Origin of the sequence: Rhizobium johnstonii 3841 (assembly GCF_000009265.1) — a bacterium.
Lineage (GTDB): Bacteria > Pseudomonadota > Alphaproteobacteria > Rhizobiales > Rhizobiaceae > Rhizobium > Rhizobium acaciae.
On sequence record NC_008380.1, the window covers coordinates 330,134 to 346,962 of the forward strand.

Sequence of the window (16,829 nt, forward strand, 5' to 3'; positions counted from 1 at the left end):
CAAGATATGCGAGGCAGATGGTTCCGTCACCACACTATCGCGAGGTTCAGGGCTTGAGACGGCGGAGTACTAAGATACCGCAGCCTCGCCAGCGAGGGCCTGGGTTGCCTTCGGCTGAGGGCGCATCAGCAAATAGAATGCGAAGACGTGGGTGATCATCAGCAGGGGCACGTAAATGATCGGTATCGCATATGCGGCGCCCAGCTCCCCGCCTGCGCGGGAAGGCCGGCCTGGATCGCGTGATAATAGTCGAGGGCGAGGTCGCCCATTCCCACGAGATTGAAGGCGACGACGAACAGCCAGAAGATCGGGCGTATCCTGATCGTGATGAGCGCCAGCATGGCGAGCAGCCCGGCCGCGAGGTCGCCATAGGCGGCGAAGGCGGCGAAGCTGGCGGGCAGGTTGGGGCCGACGACGCCGGGCAGAATGAAGACGAGCCCGAAGAAGCGGAAGCTGTGCAGAGTGGCGATGGCGCGGTGCGCCCTGACCCTGTCCATCGATGTGAGCCAGGGCAGAATATAGGCGCCGAAGCAAATCAGCCACGCGACATAGCCTAGGACGAGATGGGTTTGGAAGATGGATTCCGTCGACATCGGGGCACTCCTGATTTGTGGGATCCAAATGTACGGCCGCTTCCCGCGGTCGACTATTCGCGATAATATCGATGCGGTATGAAGCAGAACTTCACAGTCAGGCAAGGCGCGCTCGACGGCGTTGAGGCGTTTCTGAGCGTTGCCCAGCACCGCAGTTTTCGCAAAGCAGCTGGGGAACTCGGAGTGACCCCATCGGCAATCAGCCAGGCCGTACGCGCTCTCGAGGAGCGTGTCGGCGCAGTGCTCTTCATCCGCACGACGCGCAGTGTCGGCCTGACGGAGGCCGGTGAGCGGTTCCTGACGCGCGCAAAGCCCGCTTTCGAGGAACTGGTCGCCGCAAGCGCGCTTGCGCGTGAGCTCGGGCAGCGACCGGCTGGACTGTTGCGTCTCACTGTGCCGCCGGCAGTGGTGCCGATCCTGCTGGAGCCACTGATCGCATCCTTCTGCCAGGCCTTTCCCGAGATCGAGGTGGAGATCGCCGCGAATGAGGAACTGGTCGATATCGCCGCCGACGGATTTGACGCCGGTATCCGGCTCGGCCAGTTCATCGCAGCCGACATGGTCGCGGTCCGGCTGACGCCGTCCTTCCCGCTGGTGGTCGTCGGCAGCCCCGAATATCTGCGCCGGAGAGGGTGGCCCGAGCGTATCGACGATCTGCGTCAGCATGCCTGCATCCGCATGCGCCGCTCGAACGGCTCAATCGCGCCGTGGTCGTTTGTCATTGGCAAAAAGCCGATCGAGGCTGTTGTCTCCGGGCCGCTGATCGCCCACGACTTTCCCACCATGCTGGGAGCAACCATCGGAGATATGGGGCTTGCGCAAGTGCCGGAGCCAATCGCCGCCGGACCCGTGAAGGCGGGAAAACTCGTCCGCGTCCTGGAGGTTTTCGAACCGGTGGCGCCGGGTGTGTTCCTCTACTATCCCAGTCGTCATCAAGTGATGCCGAAGCTGCGGGCCTTCATTGATCACGTGAAAAGCCGGGCGGACGCTGCCGACAAAACCCGAATTCACATCGACGACAGGCAAACACCAGCCACGAAAATGCGCTGAGGTGGGAAGCGTGAACTGGAATAGATCCAAACCGCTTGTGAAGCAGATCAACGATGGGCGGCCTCCGTCGAGGTCACCACGGCCGCTGAAGCCGGATAGCAGTCGTCATCCCTCCATGACAACGGCTGGCCGAGCTAATTGAACCTCGGCCGGCCGTTTTCCTGTACGGGCTTTTCCAGCCGGCAAACCTACACGGTCATTGCTTCCCAGCAAATCAATGGACCATCTTCGGCATCGATACGCTCGCCGACACGAATAAATCCATTGCGTTCAAGGACACGCTGTGACGCGATGTTCTCAAACCCGGTTTCTGCAGAGATCAAAGCCACGCGAGGGTCGTCCCGCGCCCACTCCAGCAACTGCCCTATGGCCCGCGTGGTGCATCCACGGCCCTGACGGGAAGGCGCAATCCCATAGCCGATATGGATGTTTCCATCTTGTGGAACCCGAACGATGGAGCAGAGGCCGACGATCTCGCCATCGTCCACGATCATCCAGGCCGACGGCGAGAAATCAGCGCCGATTTCAGCCGCGAGGCGGCTCAACATCGCGAGTACGTCAGGAGGCGCAATCGCGCTGTCTTGGACAAGGCGCAGATGATGAGGCGCCATGCCCTTTAGCACCGCTTCAAAATCATGAGACGTTAGTTCGATAATCATCGTTTTCTCGACATTAGACATGCGCCAGCATTGGGCGCGCTAATGGCCGAGCGATAGAGCGAGGATCAGCGCTCGGTCACGATGCCGAGCGCCTTTATCCCTACCGCCGCAGCCGGTGAGTTCTGGATCGTTGCGACGGCAAACAAAGGCGTTCTCCTCTAAGACGGAAATGCGAATAACAGTGCCGGGCGAGGATCGCAAGATGCTCCGATCGGGCGGCACCGGCTGATCCATGCCAAACCGCAAGATCGGTCGAGCGCTGCGTTGCCGGAGGGATCTAGTTTGAGCTGACACGGAGAGCAAGACGAATGACCGCAGCGCTTCGGAACTATCATGAGCGGATGTTGCGAGTGCTGGATTATGTCGACCAGCACCTTGATGACGATCTCGATCTTGACCTTCTGAGCGGTGTCGCAGCCTTCTCGAAGTTTCACTTCCACCGGCAGTTCACGGCGACCTTCGGATTGTCAGTACATCGCTATATCCAGCTTGCCCGCATGAAGCGCGCTTCATACCGGCTGGTTTACAGGGACGAAGAACGCGTCACCGATATAGCGATGGATGCCGGCTACGATGCACCGGATGCCTTCGCCCGCGCTTTTCGGCAACGGTTCGGGCAATCGCCTTCGTCGTTTCGGAAGTCTCCCGACTGGGAGCCGTGGCTTGCCGCCTTCGGGCCTCTCGACAATGCAAGGAGCAAGCTCATGCAGAAGACTTTTACCACTGACGACGTGATAATTCGCAATGTGCCCACCACGCCGGTGGCGATCATGGAGCATCGGGGCGACCCGGCGACGCTCGGCGCCACCATCCAGCGGTTCATCGCCTGGCGCAAGGCCGCTGGCCTGCACCCCAGGACAAGTCCGACCTTCAATGTCTGGCGTTCAGAGCGGCGTCCTCAGTCGCCTACCGATTATAGCGTGGACCTTTGTGTCGGGACCGATCAAGCGATCGAGGCGAATGGCGAGGAGATCAAAGCCGGCGAGATCCCTGGCGGACGCTGCGCGGTGCTGCGTGTCGTCGGCAACACCGACAATCTGGAGCCCGCCGCGCTCTACCTTTATCGGGACTGGCTTCCGGCCAGCGGCGAGGAAGTGCGCGACTTCCCGATCTATTGCCAGCGGCTGAGCTTCTTCCCCGAAGTGCCGGAGCATGAGGCGGTGGCGGAACTGTTTCTGCCGCTGAAATAGCGCCCTCTGGCGGCGGCCTGTCCATTCTGATCGCTGGAAGCGGACAGGCCGTTGTCCGCCTCGGGCCGGCCGGGGGGCTTGAGCCCCGGGGGAATGTCTACAATCCCCGCAAGCCATCTACCGACTACCATCGGCTCTTAGCGCACCATTCCAGGTCCGAACCGCGAACGCGGCAGAAGTACCGTCAGCGTCAGCCTTCGAACACCTGAGAGGTGCGCAACAGCCAAGGTCCGGAGTGCATCAGATATCCTTGACCTGCGTCAAACTGCGTTTGTGCATATTATTGTCTCGGTAAGATTTCGGCGACTTACCGGCTACCCGCTTGAACGCGTTACTAAAAGCGCTCTCCGACGTGTAGCCGACTGAGCGCGCGATCAACGCCACCGATTTTCCTGCCTCGTCCCGCAGTGCCTGCTCAGCCAGTCGCATGCGCCACTGTGTCAGGTAGGTCAGGGGCGCGACGCCGGCGACGGTGCGGAACCGGTCGGCGAACGTCGTCCGCGACATGGCGCAGGCAGCAGCGAGATCTTCAAGGTGCCATGCCCGCGCTGGATCCTCGTGCATCAAACGTAGGGCCGGCGCGATGCGCGGATCGCTTAGCGCCCTTAGCCAGCCGCTGCCTGCGCAGTGTGCTCCGGCCAGATGGGCCCGCAGGATCTGGATGAAAAGCAGCTGCGCCAGCTGAGCGGATGCGAGTTCAGCGCCTGGTAAATCGGATGTTCGCTCCTCGACGAGCCGGTCGAGCAGCCAGCGGAACGTCGTGGCCGCGGGCAAGTTCGCCTGCACGTGGATCCAGGGCGGCAGCACGTCCGCCAACAGGCGGCCGCTCACGGGATCAAGTAGGACGTGTCCGCCGACATGCGCGAAGTCGTCACCGTCGCCGAGTTGAGCCGTCGTTCGCCCGACTCCGGAGAACAACGTCATCGCGTCGACAGGAGAGACATCGGGATCACTGGCGAGCACGAATGCTCGCGGCGCCGAGAGCAGCCCCACATCACCAGTTGCAAACCGGATAGGCGCTTCGCCGTCGAGCGTCACCCAGCAGCCTCCCTTTACGACGGCGAAGAACTTGATCGTCTTCGGCACGGGGAAACGGATCGCCCAAGGGCCTCCAGCGGTGAATCCACCCGTGACCAGCGTTTCCGCCCGCGCAAGCTTGAGAATGTCGGAGAAGGGATCAGTAGTCATTTCGTATTCTCGCGCAAGTATTGCGTATTCTCAAGCATTCAACGTCCGCCCTGCCACATCTATGTTCACTGCCACACACCAGAACGACGAGGCCAATGACAATGATATTGAGCAAACGGCAACTTGGACATCAGGGCCTCAAGGTCGGCGCGATTGGCCTGGGCTGTATGGGCATGAGCCAGTCCTACGGACCGGCCAACGAGGCCGAATCGATCGCCACCCTGCATCGTGCCATCGAGCTCGGCTGCGACTTCTTCGATACGGCGGAAGGCTACGGCCCGCACACCAACGAGGAGCTTCTCGGCCGCGCCTTCGGCGACCGTCGCGAGAAAGTGGTCCTCGCCACCAAGTTCGGCTTTCGATTCGAGAATGGTCGCCAGCTCGGCACCGAGACCGACAGCAGCCCCGCGGCGATCCGCCAGACGGTCGAGGGCTCGCTGCGCCGGCTGCAAACCGACCATATCGACTTGCTCTATCAGCACCGCATCGATCGCAAGGTACCGATCGAAGATGTGGCGGGTACAGTCGGCGAGCTGGTGAAGGAAGGCAAGGTCCGCTTCTTCGGCCTGTCCGAGGTAGGTGCCGCCACGCTGCGCCGCGCGCATGCCACCCATCCGGTCTCGGCGCTGCAGAGCGAATATTCGCTGTGGGAACGCAATCTCGAAGCCGACGTGATCCCGGTCTTGCGCGACCTGGGCATCGGTCTTGTGCCGTTTTGTCCACTCGGACGCGGCTTCCTGGCCGGCGGGGTGAAGCGCGCGGAAGACTATCCTGAAGGCGATACCCGCCGCATCGATGAACGGTATCAGGGCGAGAATTACGGCGCCAACCTACGGGCGGCGCGGGCGGTGCTCGACATCGCTGAAGCCAAGGGTGTAAAGCCTGCGCAGATCGCGCTCGCCTGGCTGCTGCACAAGGGCGATTTTATCGTGCCGATCCCCGGCACCAAGCGTCGCGCCTACCTCGAGCAAAATGTCGCGGCAGACGCTGTCCGGCTGACGCCTGCCGAGATGCAGACGCTCGACGATGCACTGGCGACTGGTACGGTCTCCGGCAATCGCTATCCCGACTGGATCATGGCGGGGATCGACCGCTGATGCACAACAAGCAAGTCTGGAGATCGTTATGAGTGGCGAACTGGTGCTCGTGACCGGCGGAAGCGGGTTCATCGCGCAGCATTGCATCCTGGCGCTCTTGCGGGCGGGCTATCGCGTGCGGACCACGCTCAGGTCACTGTCGCGAGAGGCGGAGGTTCTCAGCAACCTCAGGACTGGCGGTGCCGAGCCAGGCGACCGCCTTTCGTTTATCGCTGCTGACCTTACCGCCGACGACGGCTGGGCGGAGGCTGCCGCAGGCTGCACCTATGTGATCCACGGCGCCTCGCCTACGCCGTCCGGCGATCAGGTGTGCGAGGAAGATTGGGTCAGGCCTGCGGTCGACGGCAACATGCGCGTGCTCCGCGCGGCACGCGATGCGGGCGTGAAGCGGGTGGTGCTCACCTCGGCCTTCGGTGCGATCGGCGTCGGCCACAAACCGCGAAGTCGTCCCTTCGTCGAGACCGACTGGAGTGACCTGAACGGGCATGTGGCGCCCTATCAGAGATCGAAGACGCTGGCCGAGCGCGCGTCGTGGGATTTCATTGCCCGCGAGGGCGGCGGGCTCGAGCTTGCGAGTGTCAACCCCACGACCGTGCTCGGGCCCGCGCTCGGTCCCGACTATTCCCACTCGATCCGTCTCATCAAGAACTTGCTGGACGGTCAGCAGGGCTGTCCCAAGATCAATACCTGCGTTGTCGACGTGCGCGACGTCGCCGACTTGCATCTACGCGCGATGACCGATCCCGCAGCAAGGGGCGAGCGCTTCCTCGCAGCGTCGGGCGAAAGCCTGTGGATGGTCGAGATCGCCAGGCTTCTCAAACAACGTCTGGGGAAAGGCGCGAGCAAGGTGTCCACGCGTGTTTTGCCCAACTGGTTCGTCCGCGTCGTCGCGCTGTTCAATCCGGCGATGAAGGGGATCGTGCCGCATCTCGGCGTCAATATGAACGCCAGCAGCGAGAAGGCCCAACGCCTGCTTGGTTGGGAGCCCCGCTCGCGTGAAGAGGCTATCGGCGCCACGGCCGACAGCCTCATCCGCCTCGGCCGGGTCAACATGAAGGATTAGAAATTGGAGACACCCAAGATCGACGGCGGTTCCCTACGGCAACGAAATGCGCGCCTGCGGATTATAGCGTGGACACGGCGGGTGGCGAACATCGGGTCGCGGATTTATGCGCATTTCAAAAACCAGTTGAACTAACTTACAACCGATTGCATAGTGCAATCAGCTTGCGCGGATATGCCTTTTAAGGAAAGGAAGTGAGTATGGCCAAGCTTGTGTTCGGAATGAACCAGTCCCTGGACGGCTACGTCGATCATACGGCGTTTGGGCCAAGCCCGACACTCTTCCGCCACTTCATCGAGGAGGCTCAGCGGCAGGCGGGCAGTGTGTACGGTCGCCAGATGTATGAGGTCATGCGTTACTGGGACGACGAACATCCTGAATGGGACGCAGAGCGACACGCCTTCGCGGCAGCGTGGCGGAACCAGCCGAAATGGGTCGTCTCGCGCTCATCGAAGTCGGTCGGTCCCAACGCCAGGCTTGTTGAGGAAGATCTTGCGGCCGCGATCCGCGAGCTGAAGGCGGAACGCGACGGGGAGATCGAAGTTGCCGGCCCCAATTTGGCGCAAAGCCTGACCGAACTTGGCCTGATCGATGAGTATCGCATCTACCTGCACCCCGTCGTGCTCGGTCACGGCAAGCCATATTTCGCCGGACCCAGGCCGCCGCTCCGCCTGATGGCTCATGACCGGATTGGCGAGGATGTGATCAGGTTGACCTACGTTCCGGCTTGATCTCGGGACTCGCCAGATGGAAATCGCCGCGAAAGTCTTGGTCTTGGGTTGGGGCCAAAGCGACGGAAACAGCCCGCTTGGTGCCGTCGACGGAGGTGACGGCGCGCAGCCTAAGAATTCATAGGGGCGCCCGTCGCAAAGGTGATGCCCGCGATAGCGGACGGGCGCCTGATCCGGGTGCAGACCAGCCTGCGTTGCTAGAGCAGGATGATTTTAGGCCAGATCGGCCTAAAATCTGAATCCTGTTCTAAATTAAAAAGTTAGAGCATGATGTCGTCCGAAAACCGCTGACACTTTTCAGCATCATGCTCTAGGCACAGGTGTGTTGAGCAGCTGCTGCTCCCAGAGGTACGCGATGCCGCTACCGGCGGCGTGCTGCTTGAGAACCTCCGTCAACTCTGCAGCGTGCTCGGTGCGCGCCCAGTCGCGCTGCCATTCGGACGCCAGCGCCAGCCAGGTCATCATGTTCGCGCCAGCCGCGATCATGCGCTGGATGGCGACCTCGTGGGCCTCGACCGAAGTGCCGCCCGACGCGTCGGTGATAACAGTCACATCCCAGCCTTCGCCGAGCGCCTGGATCACCGGCATCGCGACGCAGATTTCGGTCCACAGGCCGGCGATGATCAGCTGCTTGCGGCCGGTTGCTTTGACCGCGTCCACGACCTTCCTGTCTTCCCAGGTATTGATGAACGTCCGGTCGATTACCTCCTGGCCGGGAAATACGTCGGTGATTTGCGGGAAGATCAGACCGCCCCGATCGGCGATCACGCTCGTCAGGATGGTGGGAACACCGAAAGCCCTCGCGGCCTTCGCCAGTGCCGTCGAATTGTTGACCACTGCATGCGGATCGTGGCTGTTCAGGTTCGCGAGCTGGTAGGGCTGGTGGTCGATCAGAACGAGTACCGAATCTTCGGGACGAAGAAGCGAAGCAAGGCCGTTACGAAAGGTCATTATTACTTCCTTTGCTGCCGCCCATGAGCGGCATTGGTTTTGCGGGAGACATGCGCCAAGGGCGACGTTGCCTGGAAGCAGTATTGCCGTTCCTATTCGAGATGCGGTAGCACGCTTTTATGGCAAGCTGTGTCGCGGAAAGGGGAACGCTAAATGGATATCGAAGAACTGCAGACATTCGTGGAAGTGGCTGATGCCGGGGGCGTTTCGCCGGCCGCGCTCCGGCTCGGCGTCTCCAAGTCGATCGTCAGTCGGCGGCTTTTCCGGCTTGAAGCGGAACTTGGTGTCCAGCTTCTTGCACGGACCACCCGGGGCGCCGCTCTCACGGAAGCAGGGGTCACGTTCCGAGATTATGCAGCGAGAGTCTGCGCCGAGATCGACGTGGCCAGGGAAACGATCCTACCCGCCGGTGACCTTCGCGGCCGCTTGCGAGTTGCCGTGCCGCTTTCCTTCGGCCAGACTCACTTCGCTCCCATCCTCGCGGAAATGGCGCGCCGCCACCCCCAGCTCCACATCCACACCTGCTACAGTGATCGCTTCGTCGATCTCATCACAGAGGGTTATGATTGTGCGATCCGGGTTGGCTATCTTCAGGACTCCAACTTGATCGCAAGACGCGTCGGACCGATCTATGGGAAGTTCGTCGCAAGCCCGGACTACATCAAGGCGCATGGGTCTCCCGAGACGCCGGAGGAACTCATCGCTCATGAGGCCCTCATGCAGGGCACCGAAGCCTGGCAACTCATGGATGGCGACAAGATCATCACGGTTCGTCCGCAGGGGCGCTTTAAAGCCGACAACGGTACTGCTCTGGTCGCCGCCGCGGTAGCAGGATTAGGGATCGCTTACCTGCCCGATTGCCTTACCCATGAATTTATTGCCTCCGGCGCGCTTGTGCCGGTCATGACGCATTATCCACCACCCCCGGCAGGTGCCTATGTCATCCGCCCGCCAGGTCAGCATCCCGCACGGAAGATACGGGTCCTCACCGAATTGCTGATTGAGTATTGCGAACCGGCTCCGTCCTTTCACGATTTGGGGTGGGCAGATTAAGAGCCGCCCCGTGAGATCATCTGACCAACCTCCAGCTGGTCGCGCGCCGCGACCACATCGGCGGTATGCAAGCCGCTTTCGAAGCGTTGGTACACGCAGGCCAAGTGACTTAGCGCGATATCACCATGTCCAGTTTGCAGCGCGAGTTTGGCCTGTTGGGTCGCAGCGCGCAGTTCGAGAGTTAGAGCGCCGCTTCGCTGCGCCGCCCGCACCGCCATGGCCAAATTTTCCGCGGCGGAAAGGACATCACCCTCGCGCCACCGCGTGAGGCCAATGACGCGGAACAATTCTGAGCGACACCAAGCCTCGTCCCGCTCCAGATAATCGCTGGCTTCTGCCGCGACGGCGCGCGCGACATCGAGACGATTATGGGACAGAGCAGCGTCCGCGAGCATTGCGAGGTTCATTGCGAAATGAATCCGCAGATTGCGGCTCCTGAGTCCGCCGATAGCGTCACGCATTCTGTCTACCGCCTGCGCGTCACGGCCAGCGGTGTCGATGGCAGCCCGATAGAATCGAATAAGGGGCGGCCAAATGTCCAGCTGACAGATTTGGTACTGCGCTTCCAGCCGCTTCAACTGGTCCTGCGCCACGTCAAGAAGGCCAGACCAAAGCGATACCGAAAGTCCCCCCACCGCCAACGCATGCATGAGCGAGACGGGATGGCCGATGGTCGTTGCGGCTAAAATGCATTCCTGCGCCACATCGAAGGCCTCCCGGTGCTCGCCGACTACCCACAGCATCGGCGCGAGATAGGACCGTATTCCGACGAAGCGATCGAGTTGAAACCTTGACGTCTGCGAGCGATAGGCGACCGTGGAATGACTGCGTGCCAACGCCTTGAGGCCCGCGACCGAAGTCTCGATATCGCCGCAGTAGAAACGGTTGACCAATTCCAGTCTCGTGACATCGGGCACCGCCGAGTGACCTCCTTCCTGGTTGAGGAGGCCGCGGAGTTCGGAAAGGGCGGACAGGACTTGGCGATGATTTCCGGCGAATGTCTTCGCGCCGGCCCAGCCCATCGTCGTTCGCAACCGATACTCGACATTCCCGGTTTCGTCGGCAAGGGTCCTCGCTTCACGCCACGCCGCTTCAATCTCCGGTCCGCGATCGTCGCCGAAATTGAGATTGAGGGCGTGCGCCGACACGAGTTTCAATCTGAGCACAACATCGTCCATAGCCAGACCATTGAGCCCCTCCACCACTTCAGCCACGCGCGTTCGGGTCTCTGAGAGGGAGGACAGCTCGTTCCACAGTGGAATGGCGGCTGCGGTCAGCCGGATGCCGAGTTCCCTGTTGTGTCCATCACGCCACGCCCAATCGATGGCTCGGTGGAGATCATTTCCCCAACGGCCGTAACGTGCGGTCCAATCTTCGCGCGCCCGCCAGTTCCACTCGACTTCGCCTTGTTCGAACAGAGCCAGCAGGTAGTGCGTATAGCTCGCCATCGCCGCCTGCTCTTCGCCGCTCGCGCGAAGGCGTTCGCTGGCGAAGCTCCGCGTGCTGTCAAGGAGGCGATAGTATCGGTGTCCGCTATGATAGCTGACAGACGACAACGATCTGGCGGCAAGGCTCTCCAGCCACGCCCCGACATCCTCTGCCGACCCGAGATGGCCGCAGACGCCGACAACATCGTTCAGCGTGAAAGTTCCACTAAATAGTGATAGATGACGCAGCAGACATGCTTCGCGCTCGGGAAGTAACCTATAGCTCCAGTCCAGCATCGCCATCAGCGTCATATGCCGAGGCGCCGCCGCGTTCCCCTGCAACACAAACGCATCGAAGGCATTCTCCAACAGGTCGGCCAGCTTGGCAGGCCCATCGGTGGACAGCCGCGGGGCCGCCAATTCTATCGCCAGCGCGATACCATCGAGGCGACGGCTAATGGCCGCGAGCGAAGAGGCGTCCGCATCGTCGAGCCGATATCCCTGCGTCACAGCGCGCTGTACCAGCAATTCTACGGCCGAAAAGTCTAACGCCGCTGCCGCGTCCAGCTCGCTCCCCGCGGGCGGAAAGCGAAGCGGGGCGAGACGATAGACCGACTCCCGCCTGCACCGGAGTGGCTCTCGACTCGTCGTGACGACGAGAAGCCTCGGAAGCGCGTGATTGAGGTGGTCTGCAACCGTCGCCGCGGCGTTCAACACATGTTCGCAATTGTCGAGCACCAGCAACAATTCACGGTCGCGCAACATTTCGACAAGACCTGCCAGGATATTGACGAGATTGCTGTTCAGGCCACACGCAAAGGCAATTGCCGGCGCTACCAGCTGCGGAGAGTCGATCGCCGCAAGATCGACGAAGCAGACGCCGTCCTTCAAGCTCTCACCGACCTGCCGTGCGGTGGCGACAGCTACGCTCGTCTTGCCGACGCCGGGTGGGCCGACAATTGTAAGCAGCCTGGTCTCGGCAAGCGCGCCGGCGAGGTCGGCCATAGCCTCGTCGCGCCCGATCAGCGCCGGTGGGGCTGGCAATTCCCCTGAAATACCTCTGACCGCGTCGGAAAGAGCTGCCTCGTCAGCAACGCCGAGGACGCGCAGTGGCGCGACGAACCGATAGCCGCGGCCCGGCACGGTTGCGATGCAAGTTAGATCGGGCTCAACCTGCGCCAGAGCGCGCCGCAGCACTGCGATGTTGACCTTGAGGTTGCTCTCATCGACGAAAACGTTCGGCCAGGCTGCGCGAAAGAGCTCGTCCTTACTGACAACGATACCAGGCCGGCGTACCAGCGCATGAAGTAGATCGATCGCACGGGATCCGACACGGATTGGAACCTCGCGATGAAGCAACAACTGGCGAGCGGGAATGAAGCGGCAGTCGCCGAAACAATAGGTTGTTACGTTGGCCTCTTCCAATTCTTCCATCGTAGCTCCCTGGCTGAAGTAATCTCCACGGCTGCATTAAATTTACCTTTTTTAACCGGCGCCGCCAGCGCCTCGATGCTATTTACGTTCCCAGGCCAACTTGAGAAAAGGCTGAGCCGGTTGGTCCGGGCGCAAGTCGGTCGGCAGGAAAACATTCATGCATTTGGGCGCTCTACCTCCGGGGGCCATTCCCGGTAGCGCTCGTGTCGGACTGACAGAGCGGAAACCGGATGGAAGGAACGGCCGCATGCCTCGCACGCTCAACACACTGACGCTGTCGGATGCGAAGCAGATGCTGCAGGCCGGCGAGGCCAAGGCAGCCAACCTCGGCATCCCCTACAATATCGCGGTGGTCGATGCCGGAGGCGCGCTGATCGCATTCACCCGCCAGGACGGTGCGCTCGCCGGGAGCATCGATCTTGCCATCGGTAAGGCGAAGACAGCGCGCTTGTTCGACAAGACGACGGAATATCTTGCCGAGCTCGCTCAGCCCGGCGCACCGCTGTTCGGGATCGAACAGAGCAATGGCGGCAATGTCGTGATCTTCGGCGGCGGTCTGCCGGTAAAGTACGACAACCAGATCATCGGCGCGGTCGGCACCAGCGCCGGTTCGGTCGAGCAGGACATCGCGGTCGCCGTGGCGGCAGCAGAAGCAATTTCACCAAACGCGAAACCGTAGGGAGACTTGCGATGAAAGCAGCGCGTATCTTGGAGTATAAAAAGGCCCTGGTTCTCGAGGATATACCGGTCCCCGATATTCAGCCCGACGAGGTGCTGGTGAAGGTTGCTGCCTGCGGTATGTGCCGGTCGGATGTGTTGCTGATCGACGGCTTCTTCCAGGGCTATGGCGATATCCCCCCACCGGTCATTCCCGGCCATGAAATTACAGGCACGATCGAGAAAATCGGCAGCGTCGTGCCAAAGGTTGCCGGCATCGAAGAAGGCGATCACGTGGTGGTCGCACCCGGTTGGGGCGACGGTGTCTGCCGCCATTGCATGGTCGGCGATACGCACATCTGTCCCAATGTCCGTTGGCCCGGCTTCGGCCCCGATGGTGGCTTCGCGGAGTATATCCCGGTACCGGCACGCTATGTGATCAAGGTGCCGAAACACCTGAAGTTCGAGCAGCTCGCGCCGCTGACCGACGCCGGGCTGACGCCCTACCGCGGCCTCAAGAAAATCCGTAACGCCGGTGGCCTCGGCCCGGATCGGGTGATCGGTGTGTTTGGCATTGGCGGGCTCGGAGCGTACGCCGTCCAATATGCCAAATTGCTTGGCGCCGGCGGTCCGGTCGTCGCGGTGGCCCGCAATGAAGAAAAGTTGCAGGTGGCCAAGAAATATGGCGCGGATCATATCATCGCCATAGAGGGCAAGTCCTCCGAGGACGTTGGCAAGGAGCTCAGGAAAGCCACTGGCCAGGACAAGTTCGATGCGATCATCGATTGCGCCGGCGCGACCGAGATGATGCAGCTCGCCTTCTCGCGGCTGGCGATCAGCGGCCACTATGCCGATGTCGGGTTCATCGGCGATCGCATCGATATCCCATTGTTCCCGCGTGTGTCCGGCGAACAGACTTTCCACGGGTCGTTCTGGGGCAACAACGCGGATCTCACCGAGGTAATGGCGCTCGCGGCCGAAGGCAAAATCCAGCACACGATCAAGACGATCTCCTTCGACGACATCAACGAATATATCGACCTGATGCGCGACAATAAAATCGTTGGGCGTGCCGTCGTGACGTTCTGACAGCATGAGGGCGCAACGAGACCGGATTACTGCCGCGCCAAGTATCCTGCGCCCCAAGTGACTTCATGTCCGAATGCAACCCAATCTTTGAACGCGTCATAATTTATTCAAGGAGAAGATCGTGACTCAACATGTCCTGTTCATCGTCACAAACGCAGCCGTGATCGGTCCGCACAGTCGCAAGACCGGCTTCTTTTTCGCCGAGGTCGCTCATCCTTTCGACGTGCTCGACAAGGCGGGGATCGCCGTAGAGTTCGCGTCTCCCGCTGGCGGATGGACGCCCTACGACGCGTACGACGAGAAAGACCCCGCCCAAAAGGAGTTTCTCGAGAGCAAGGCCTTTCGTCGCCTGAATCATAGCCGAAAGTTGTCCGAAGTGGACGCTGCGGACTACGACGCCATCCTGGTGCCGGGTGGCCTCGGGCCCATGGTCGACATCCAGCGTAACGCGGATGTCCAGAAGGCCATCGTGCGCGCTTGGACCACCGGAAAGCTCGTAACCGCTGTTTGTCACGGTCCGTGCGCGCTGCTCAGCGTCGACCTCGGGGATGGCACGCCGTTCGTGCGCGGCAAGAAGCTTACGTCGTTTTCGAAGAAGGAAGAGTACGACTACGCTCGCGATGACGTACCTTACGAACTTGAGGATGCGTTAAGGGCGGAGGGCGCCGAATACTCCTCTGCATCCAACTGGGAACCTCACGTCGTCGTTGATGGCCGCCTTATCACCGGCCAGAACCCCGCCTCGGCGGGGCCGCTGGGAAAAGAACTGGTCGCCGCCCTCAAACGGGCTGCCGTTCCGGCGTGAATTGATGAGACGCAGGCTGAAACATTCGGGCGTGCCCCTCATACCGCGACCGCGCTCGCCCCGCCCGCTCAAACGAGTGCACTTGCGCATTTTATCGGGAGCCTATCGCATGACTCAATCGCCGGCCAAAATCACTGCCGTCCTTACTGCTCACCCCGGCAAAGCCGCTGACCTGCGATCACTGCTTGTTGGCATGGCACCGCTTTGCAGAGCCGAACCCGGCAATCTGCGCTGGGATGTCTGGCGCGACCAGGCCGTTCCCGAGCGCTACGTTCTGGATGAGCTCTATCGCGACGGTGAGGCGGTGGAGGCGCATCGCCGGACGCCGCACTACCAGGATTATCTGACGCGCATTCCTTCGCTGGCAGAGCGGTCGGCGCTGGTACTCGAGGCGGTAGCCGTGTCGTAGTTCTGTCGAGGATCGGAGAACATCCATGCTTGAAGTGGTGCAAGCCTTTGATCGGAAACACATCGCCGATCTGCCGACGGACGATGCTGCGGCCTTGGAATCGAAGCTCGAGACTGCGCGCGCACGCTTTCTGAATCGCAACGACTGGCTTGCGCCGCATGAACGGATGGCAGTGCTGCGGAGACTCGCGGACCTTGTCGGGCTGCAGCGCGAGGTCTTCGCCAAGCGCATCGCATGCGAAGGCGGCAAGCCCTACACCGACGCGCTCGTCGAGACCGACCGCGCGATCGACGGCATTCGTAATGCTGCCGATGTGCTGCGGACCCGCGGTGGCGTCGAAATCCCGATGGGCCTTACGCAGGCAAGTGACAATCGACGTGCCTGGACGATTCAGGAGCCGATCGGTGTCGTGGCCGCCATTTCCGCCTTCAATCACCCGCTCAATCTCATCGTCCATCAGATGGCACCGGCGATTGCAACCGGCTGCCCCGTCATCATCAAGCCGGCTGCAGCTACGCCGCTTTGTTGTCTCGAACTGGTCAAGCTGGTTCATGAGGCCGGGATGCCGGAGGGCTGGGTGCAGGCCTTCCTTCCCGAAAGTCGCGTTCTGTCAAGCGCGTTTGCGAGCGACGCGCGCATCGCGTTCCTGAGCTTCATCGGGTCAGCGGAAGTGGGCTGGCGCCTGCGCGCAAACCTGGCTCCGGGCACCCGTTGCGCCCTTGAGCACGGCGGCGTCGCACCCGTCATTGTCGACCGGAGTGCCGATCTCGACGCGATCATCGAGCCCCTTGCCAAAGGCGGCTATTATCATGCTGGCCAGGTATGCGTGTCCGTCCAGCGGATTTATGTACACGCCGAACTCAAAGAGGCTTTCATCGAGCGGTTCGCCGCGCGGGTCGAGCAACTCCGTGTCGGCGATCCCACCCACGCCGAAACAGAGGTCGGCCCCCTGATCACACCTGCCGAAGCCACGCGGGTCGAGACGTGGATCGATGAAGCCGCAACGGCAGGGGCCCGTCGGATCGGCGGTGGACGCCTGAGCGATACCACGCTCAAGCCGGCCATACTCGTCGATCCGCCGCGCGACACCAAGGTCTCGACGCATGAGATTTTCGGGCCTGTCACCTGCATCTACGGATATGACGAGGTCGAGGATGCGATTGCTGCAGCAAATTCCCTGCCGGTAGCATTTCAGGCGAGCATTTTCACACGCGATCTGGATGTCGCGTTCAACGCGGCCGAGAAGCTCGACGCTTCGGCGGTGATGGTGAACGATCACAGCGCGTTCCGCACCGACTGGATGCCTTTTGCCGGCCGGCGCGAATCCGGTTACGGCGTCGGCGGCATTCCCTTTACGGCGCGCGAAATGACCGCGGAGAAGATGATCGTCTTCAAGCGCTAGCCGGCGCATCTTCTAAAATTACGCCTCGTGC

General features: G+C 61.5%; 15 protein-coding genes and 1 pseudogene. 11 read left to right on the plus strand and 5 right to left on the minus strand.

Features of this window, described 5'->3' with window-relative positions; all coding sequences use genetic code 11:
* Positions 1–69: 69 nt before the first annotated feature.
* Positions 70–593: pseudogene (locus RL_RS01560) on the minus strand (hypothetical protein).
* Positions 594–671: 78 nt separating this feature from the next.
* On the opposite strand from RL_RS01560, the gene RL_RS01565 reads away from it, so the two are divergent.
* A complete protein-coding gene (locus RL_RS01565) occupies positions 672–1,643 on the plus strand; it encodes a LysR family transcriptional regulator (protein ID WP_011650103.1) in 972 nt (323 codons plus the stop codon).
* A 188-nt stretch (positions 1,644–1,831) separates the two neighbouring features.
* On the opposite strand, the gene RL_RS01570 is transcribed toward RL_RS01565, so the two are convergent.
* Positions 1,832–2,323, minus strand: coding sequence for a GNAT family N-acetyltransferase (locus tag RL_RS01570; RefSeq protein WP_011650104.1), 492 nt, complete (start codon positions 2,321–2,323; stop codon positions 1,832–1,834).
* A gap of 287 nt (positions 2,324–2,610) precedes the next feature.
* Here RL_RS01570 and RL_RS01575 point away from each other — a divergent pair, with 287 nt between their 5' ends.
* Positions 2,611–3,492: an AraC family transcriptional regulator gene (locus tag RL_RS01575; protein ID WP_011650105.1), complete on the plus strand. Its 882-nt coding sequence runs from the start codon at positions 2,611–2,613 to the stop codon at positions 3,490–3,492.
* Between the two features lie 240 nt (positions 3,493–3,732).
* Here the strand turns inward: RL_RS01575 and RL_RS01580 are convergent, their stop codons facing one another.
* Complete coding sequence (locus RL_RS01580; protein ID WP_011650106.1) at positions 3,733–4,680, minus strand: AraC family transcriptional regulator; 948 nt, start codon at positions 4,678–4,680, stop codon at positions 3,733–3,735.
* 101 nt (positions 4,681–4,781) lie between these two features.
* Between RL_RS01580 and RL_RS01585 the strand changes: the two genes are divergently transcribed.
* From RL_RS01585 to RL_RS01595, 3 genes are all read left to right on the plus strand, one after another.
* Positions 4,782–5,777: an aldo/keto reductase gene (locus RL_RS01585; protein WP_011650107.1), complete on the plus strand. Its 996-nt coding sequence runs from the start codon at positions 4,782–4,784 to the stop codon at positions 5,775–5,777.
* Positions 5,778–5,805: 28 nt separating this feature from the next.
* The gene (locus tag RL_RS01590) at positions 5,806–6,840 is read left to right on the plus strand and encodes an SDR family oxidoreductase (protein ID WP_011650108.1); all 1,035 of its coding nucleotides are present in this window, start codon (positions 5,806–5,808) and stop codon (positions 6,838–6,840) included.
* Between the two features lie 200 nt (positions 6,841–7,040).
* Positions 7,041–7,571 (plus strand): dihydrofolate reductase family protein, encoded by a 531-nt coding sequence (locus RL_RS01595; RefSeq protein WP_011650109.1) that lies wholly within the window; start codon positions 7,041–7,043, stop codon positions 7,569–7,571.
* A gap of 303 nt (positions 7,572–7,874) precedes the next feature.
* On the opposite strand, the gene RL_RS01600 is transcribed toward RL_RS01595, so the two are convergent.
* The gene (locus tag RL_RS01600; protein WP_011650110.1) at positions 7,875–8,522 is read right to left on the minus strand and encodes a hydrolase; all 648 of its coding nucleotides are present in this window, start codon (positions 8,520–8,522) and stop codon (positions 7,875–7,877) included.
* A 153-nt stretch (positions 8,523–8,675) separates the two neighbouring features.
* Between RL_RS01600 and RL_RS01605 the strand changes: the two genes are divergently transcribed.
* A complete protein-coding gene (locus tag RL_RS01605) occupies positions 8,676–9,575 on the plus strand; it encodes a LysR family transcriptional regulator (RefSeq protein WP_011650111.1) in 900 nt (299 codons plus the stop codon).
* Here the strand turns inward: RL_RS01605 and RL_RS01610 are convergent.
* Positions 9,572–12,436, minus strand: a complete 2,865-nt coding sequence (locus tag RL_RS01610; protein ID WP_011650112.1) for an ATP-binding protein — start codon at positions 12,434–12,436, stop codon at positions 9,572–9,574. The genes RL_RS01605 and RL_RS01610 overlap by 4 nt on opposite strands.
* Positions 12,437–12,683: 247 nt before the next feature.
* On the opposite strand from RL_RS01610, the gene RL_RS01615 reads away from it, so the two are divergent.
* The 5 genes from RL_RS01615 (at position 12,684) to RL_RS01635 (ending at position 16,798) form a co-directional block, all read left to right on the plus strand.
* On the plus strand, positions 12,684–13,115 hold the full coding sequence (locus RL_RS01615) for a GlcG/HbpS family heme-binding protein (protein ID WP_011650113.1): 432 nt from the start codon (positions 12,684–12,686) through the stop codon (positions 13,113–13,115).
* 11 nt (positions 13,116–13,126) lie between these two features.
* A complete protein-coding gene (locus RL_RS01620; protein WP_011650114.1) occupies positions 13,127–14,182 on the plus strand; it encodes an NAD(P)-dependent alcohol dehydrogenase in 1,056 nt (351 codons plus the stop codon).
* A 121-nt stretch (positions 14,183–14,303) separates the two neighbouring features.
* Complete coding sequence (locus tag RL_RS01625; RefSeq protein ID WP_011650115.1) at positions 14,304–14,987, plus strand: type 1 glutamine amidotransferase domain-containing protein; 684 nt, start codon at positions 14,304–14,306, stop codon at positions 14,985–14,987.
* A 109-nt stretch (positions 14,988–15,096) separates the two neighbouring features.
* Positions 15,097–15,396, plus strand: a complete 300-nt coding sequence (locus RL_RS01630) for a putative quinol monooxygenase (protein ID WP_011650116.1) — start codon at positions 15,097–15,099, stop codon at positions 15,394–15,396.
* A gap of 25 nt (positions 15,397–15,421) precedes the next feature.
* Positions 15,422–16,798 (plus strand): aldehyde dehydrogenase family protein, encoded by a 1,377-nt coding sequence (locus RL_RS01635; protein WP_011650117.1) that lies wholly within the window; start codon positions 15,422–15,424, stop codon positions 16,796–16,798.
* The last annotated feature ends 31 nt before the right edge of the window (positions 16,799–16,829 follow it).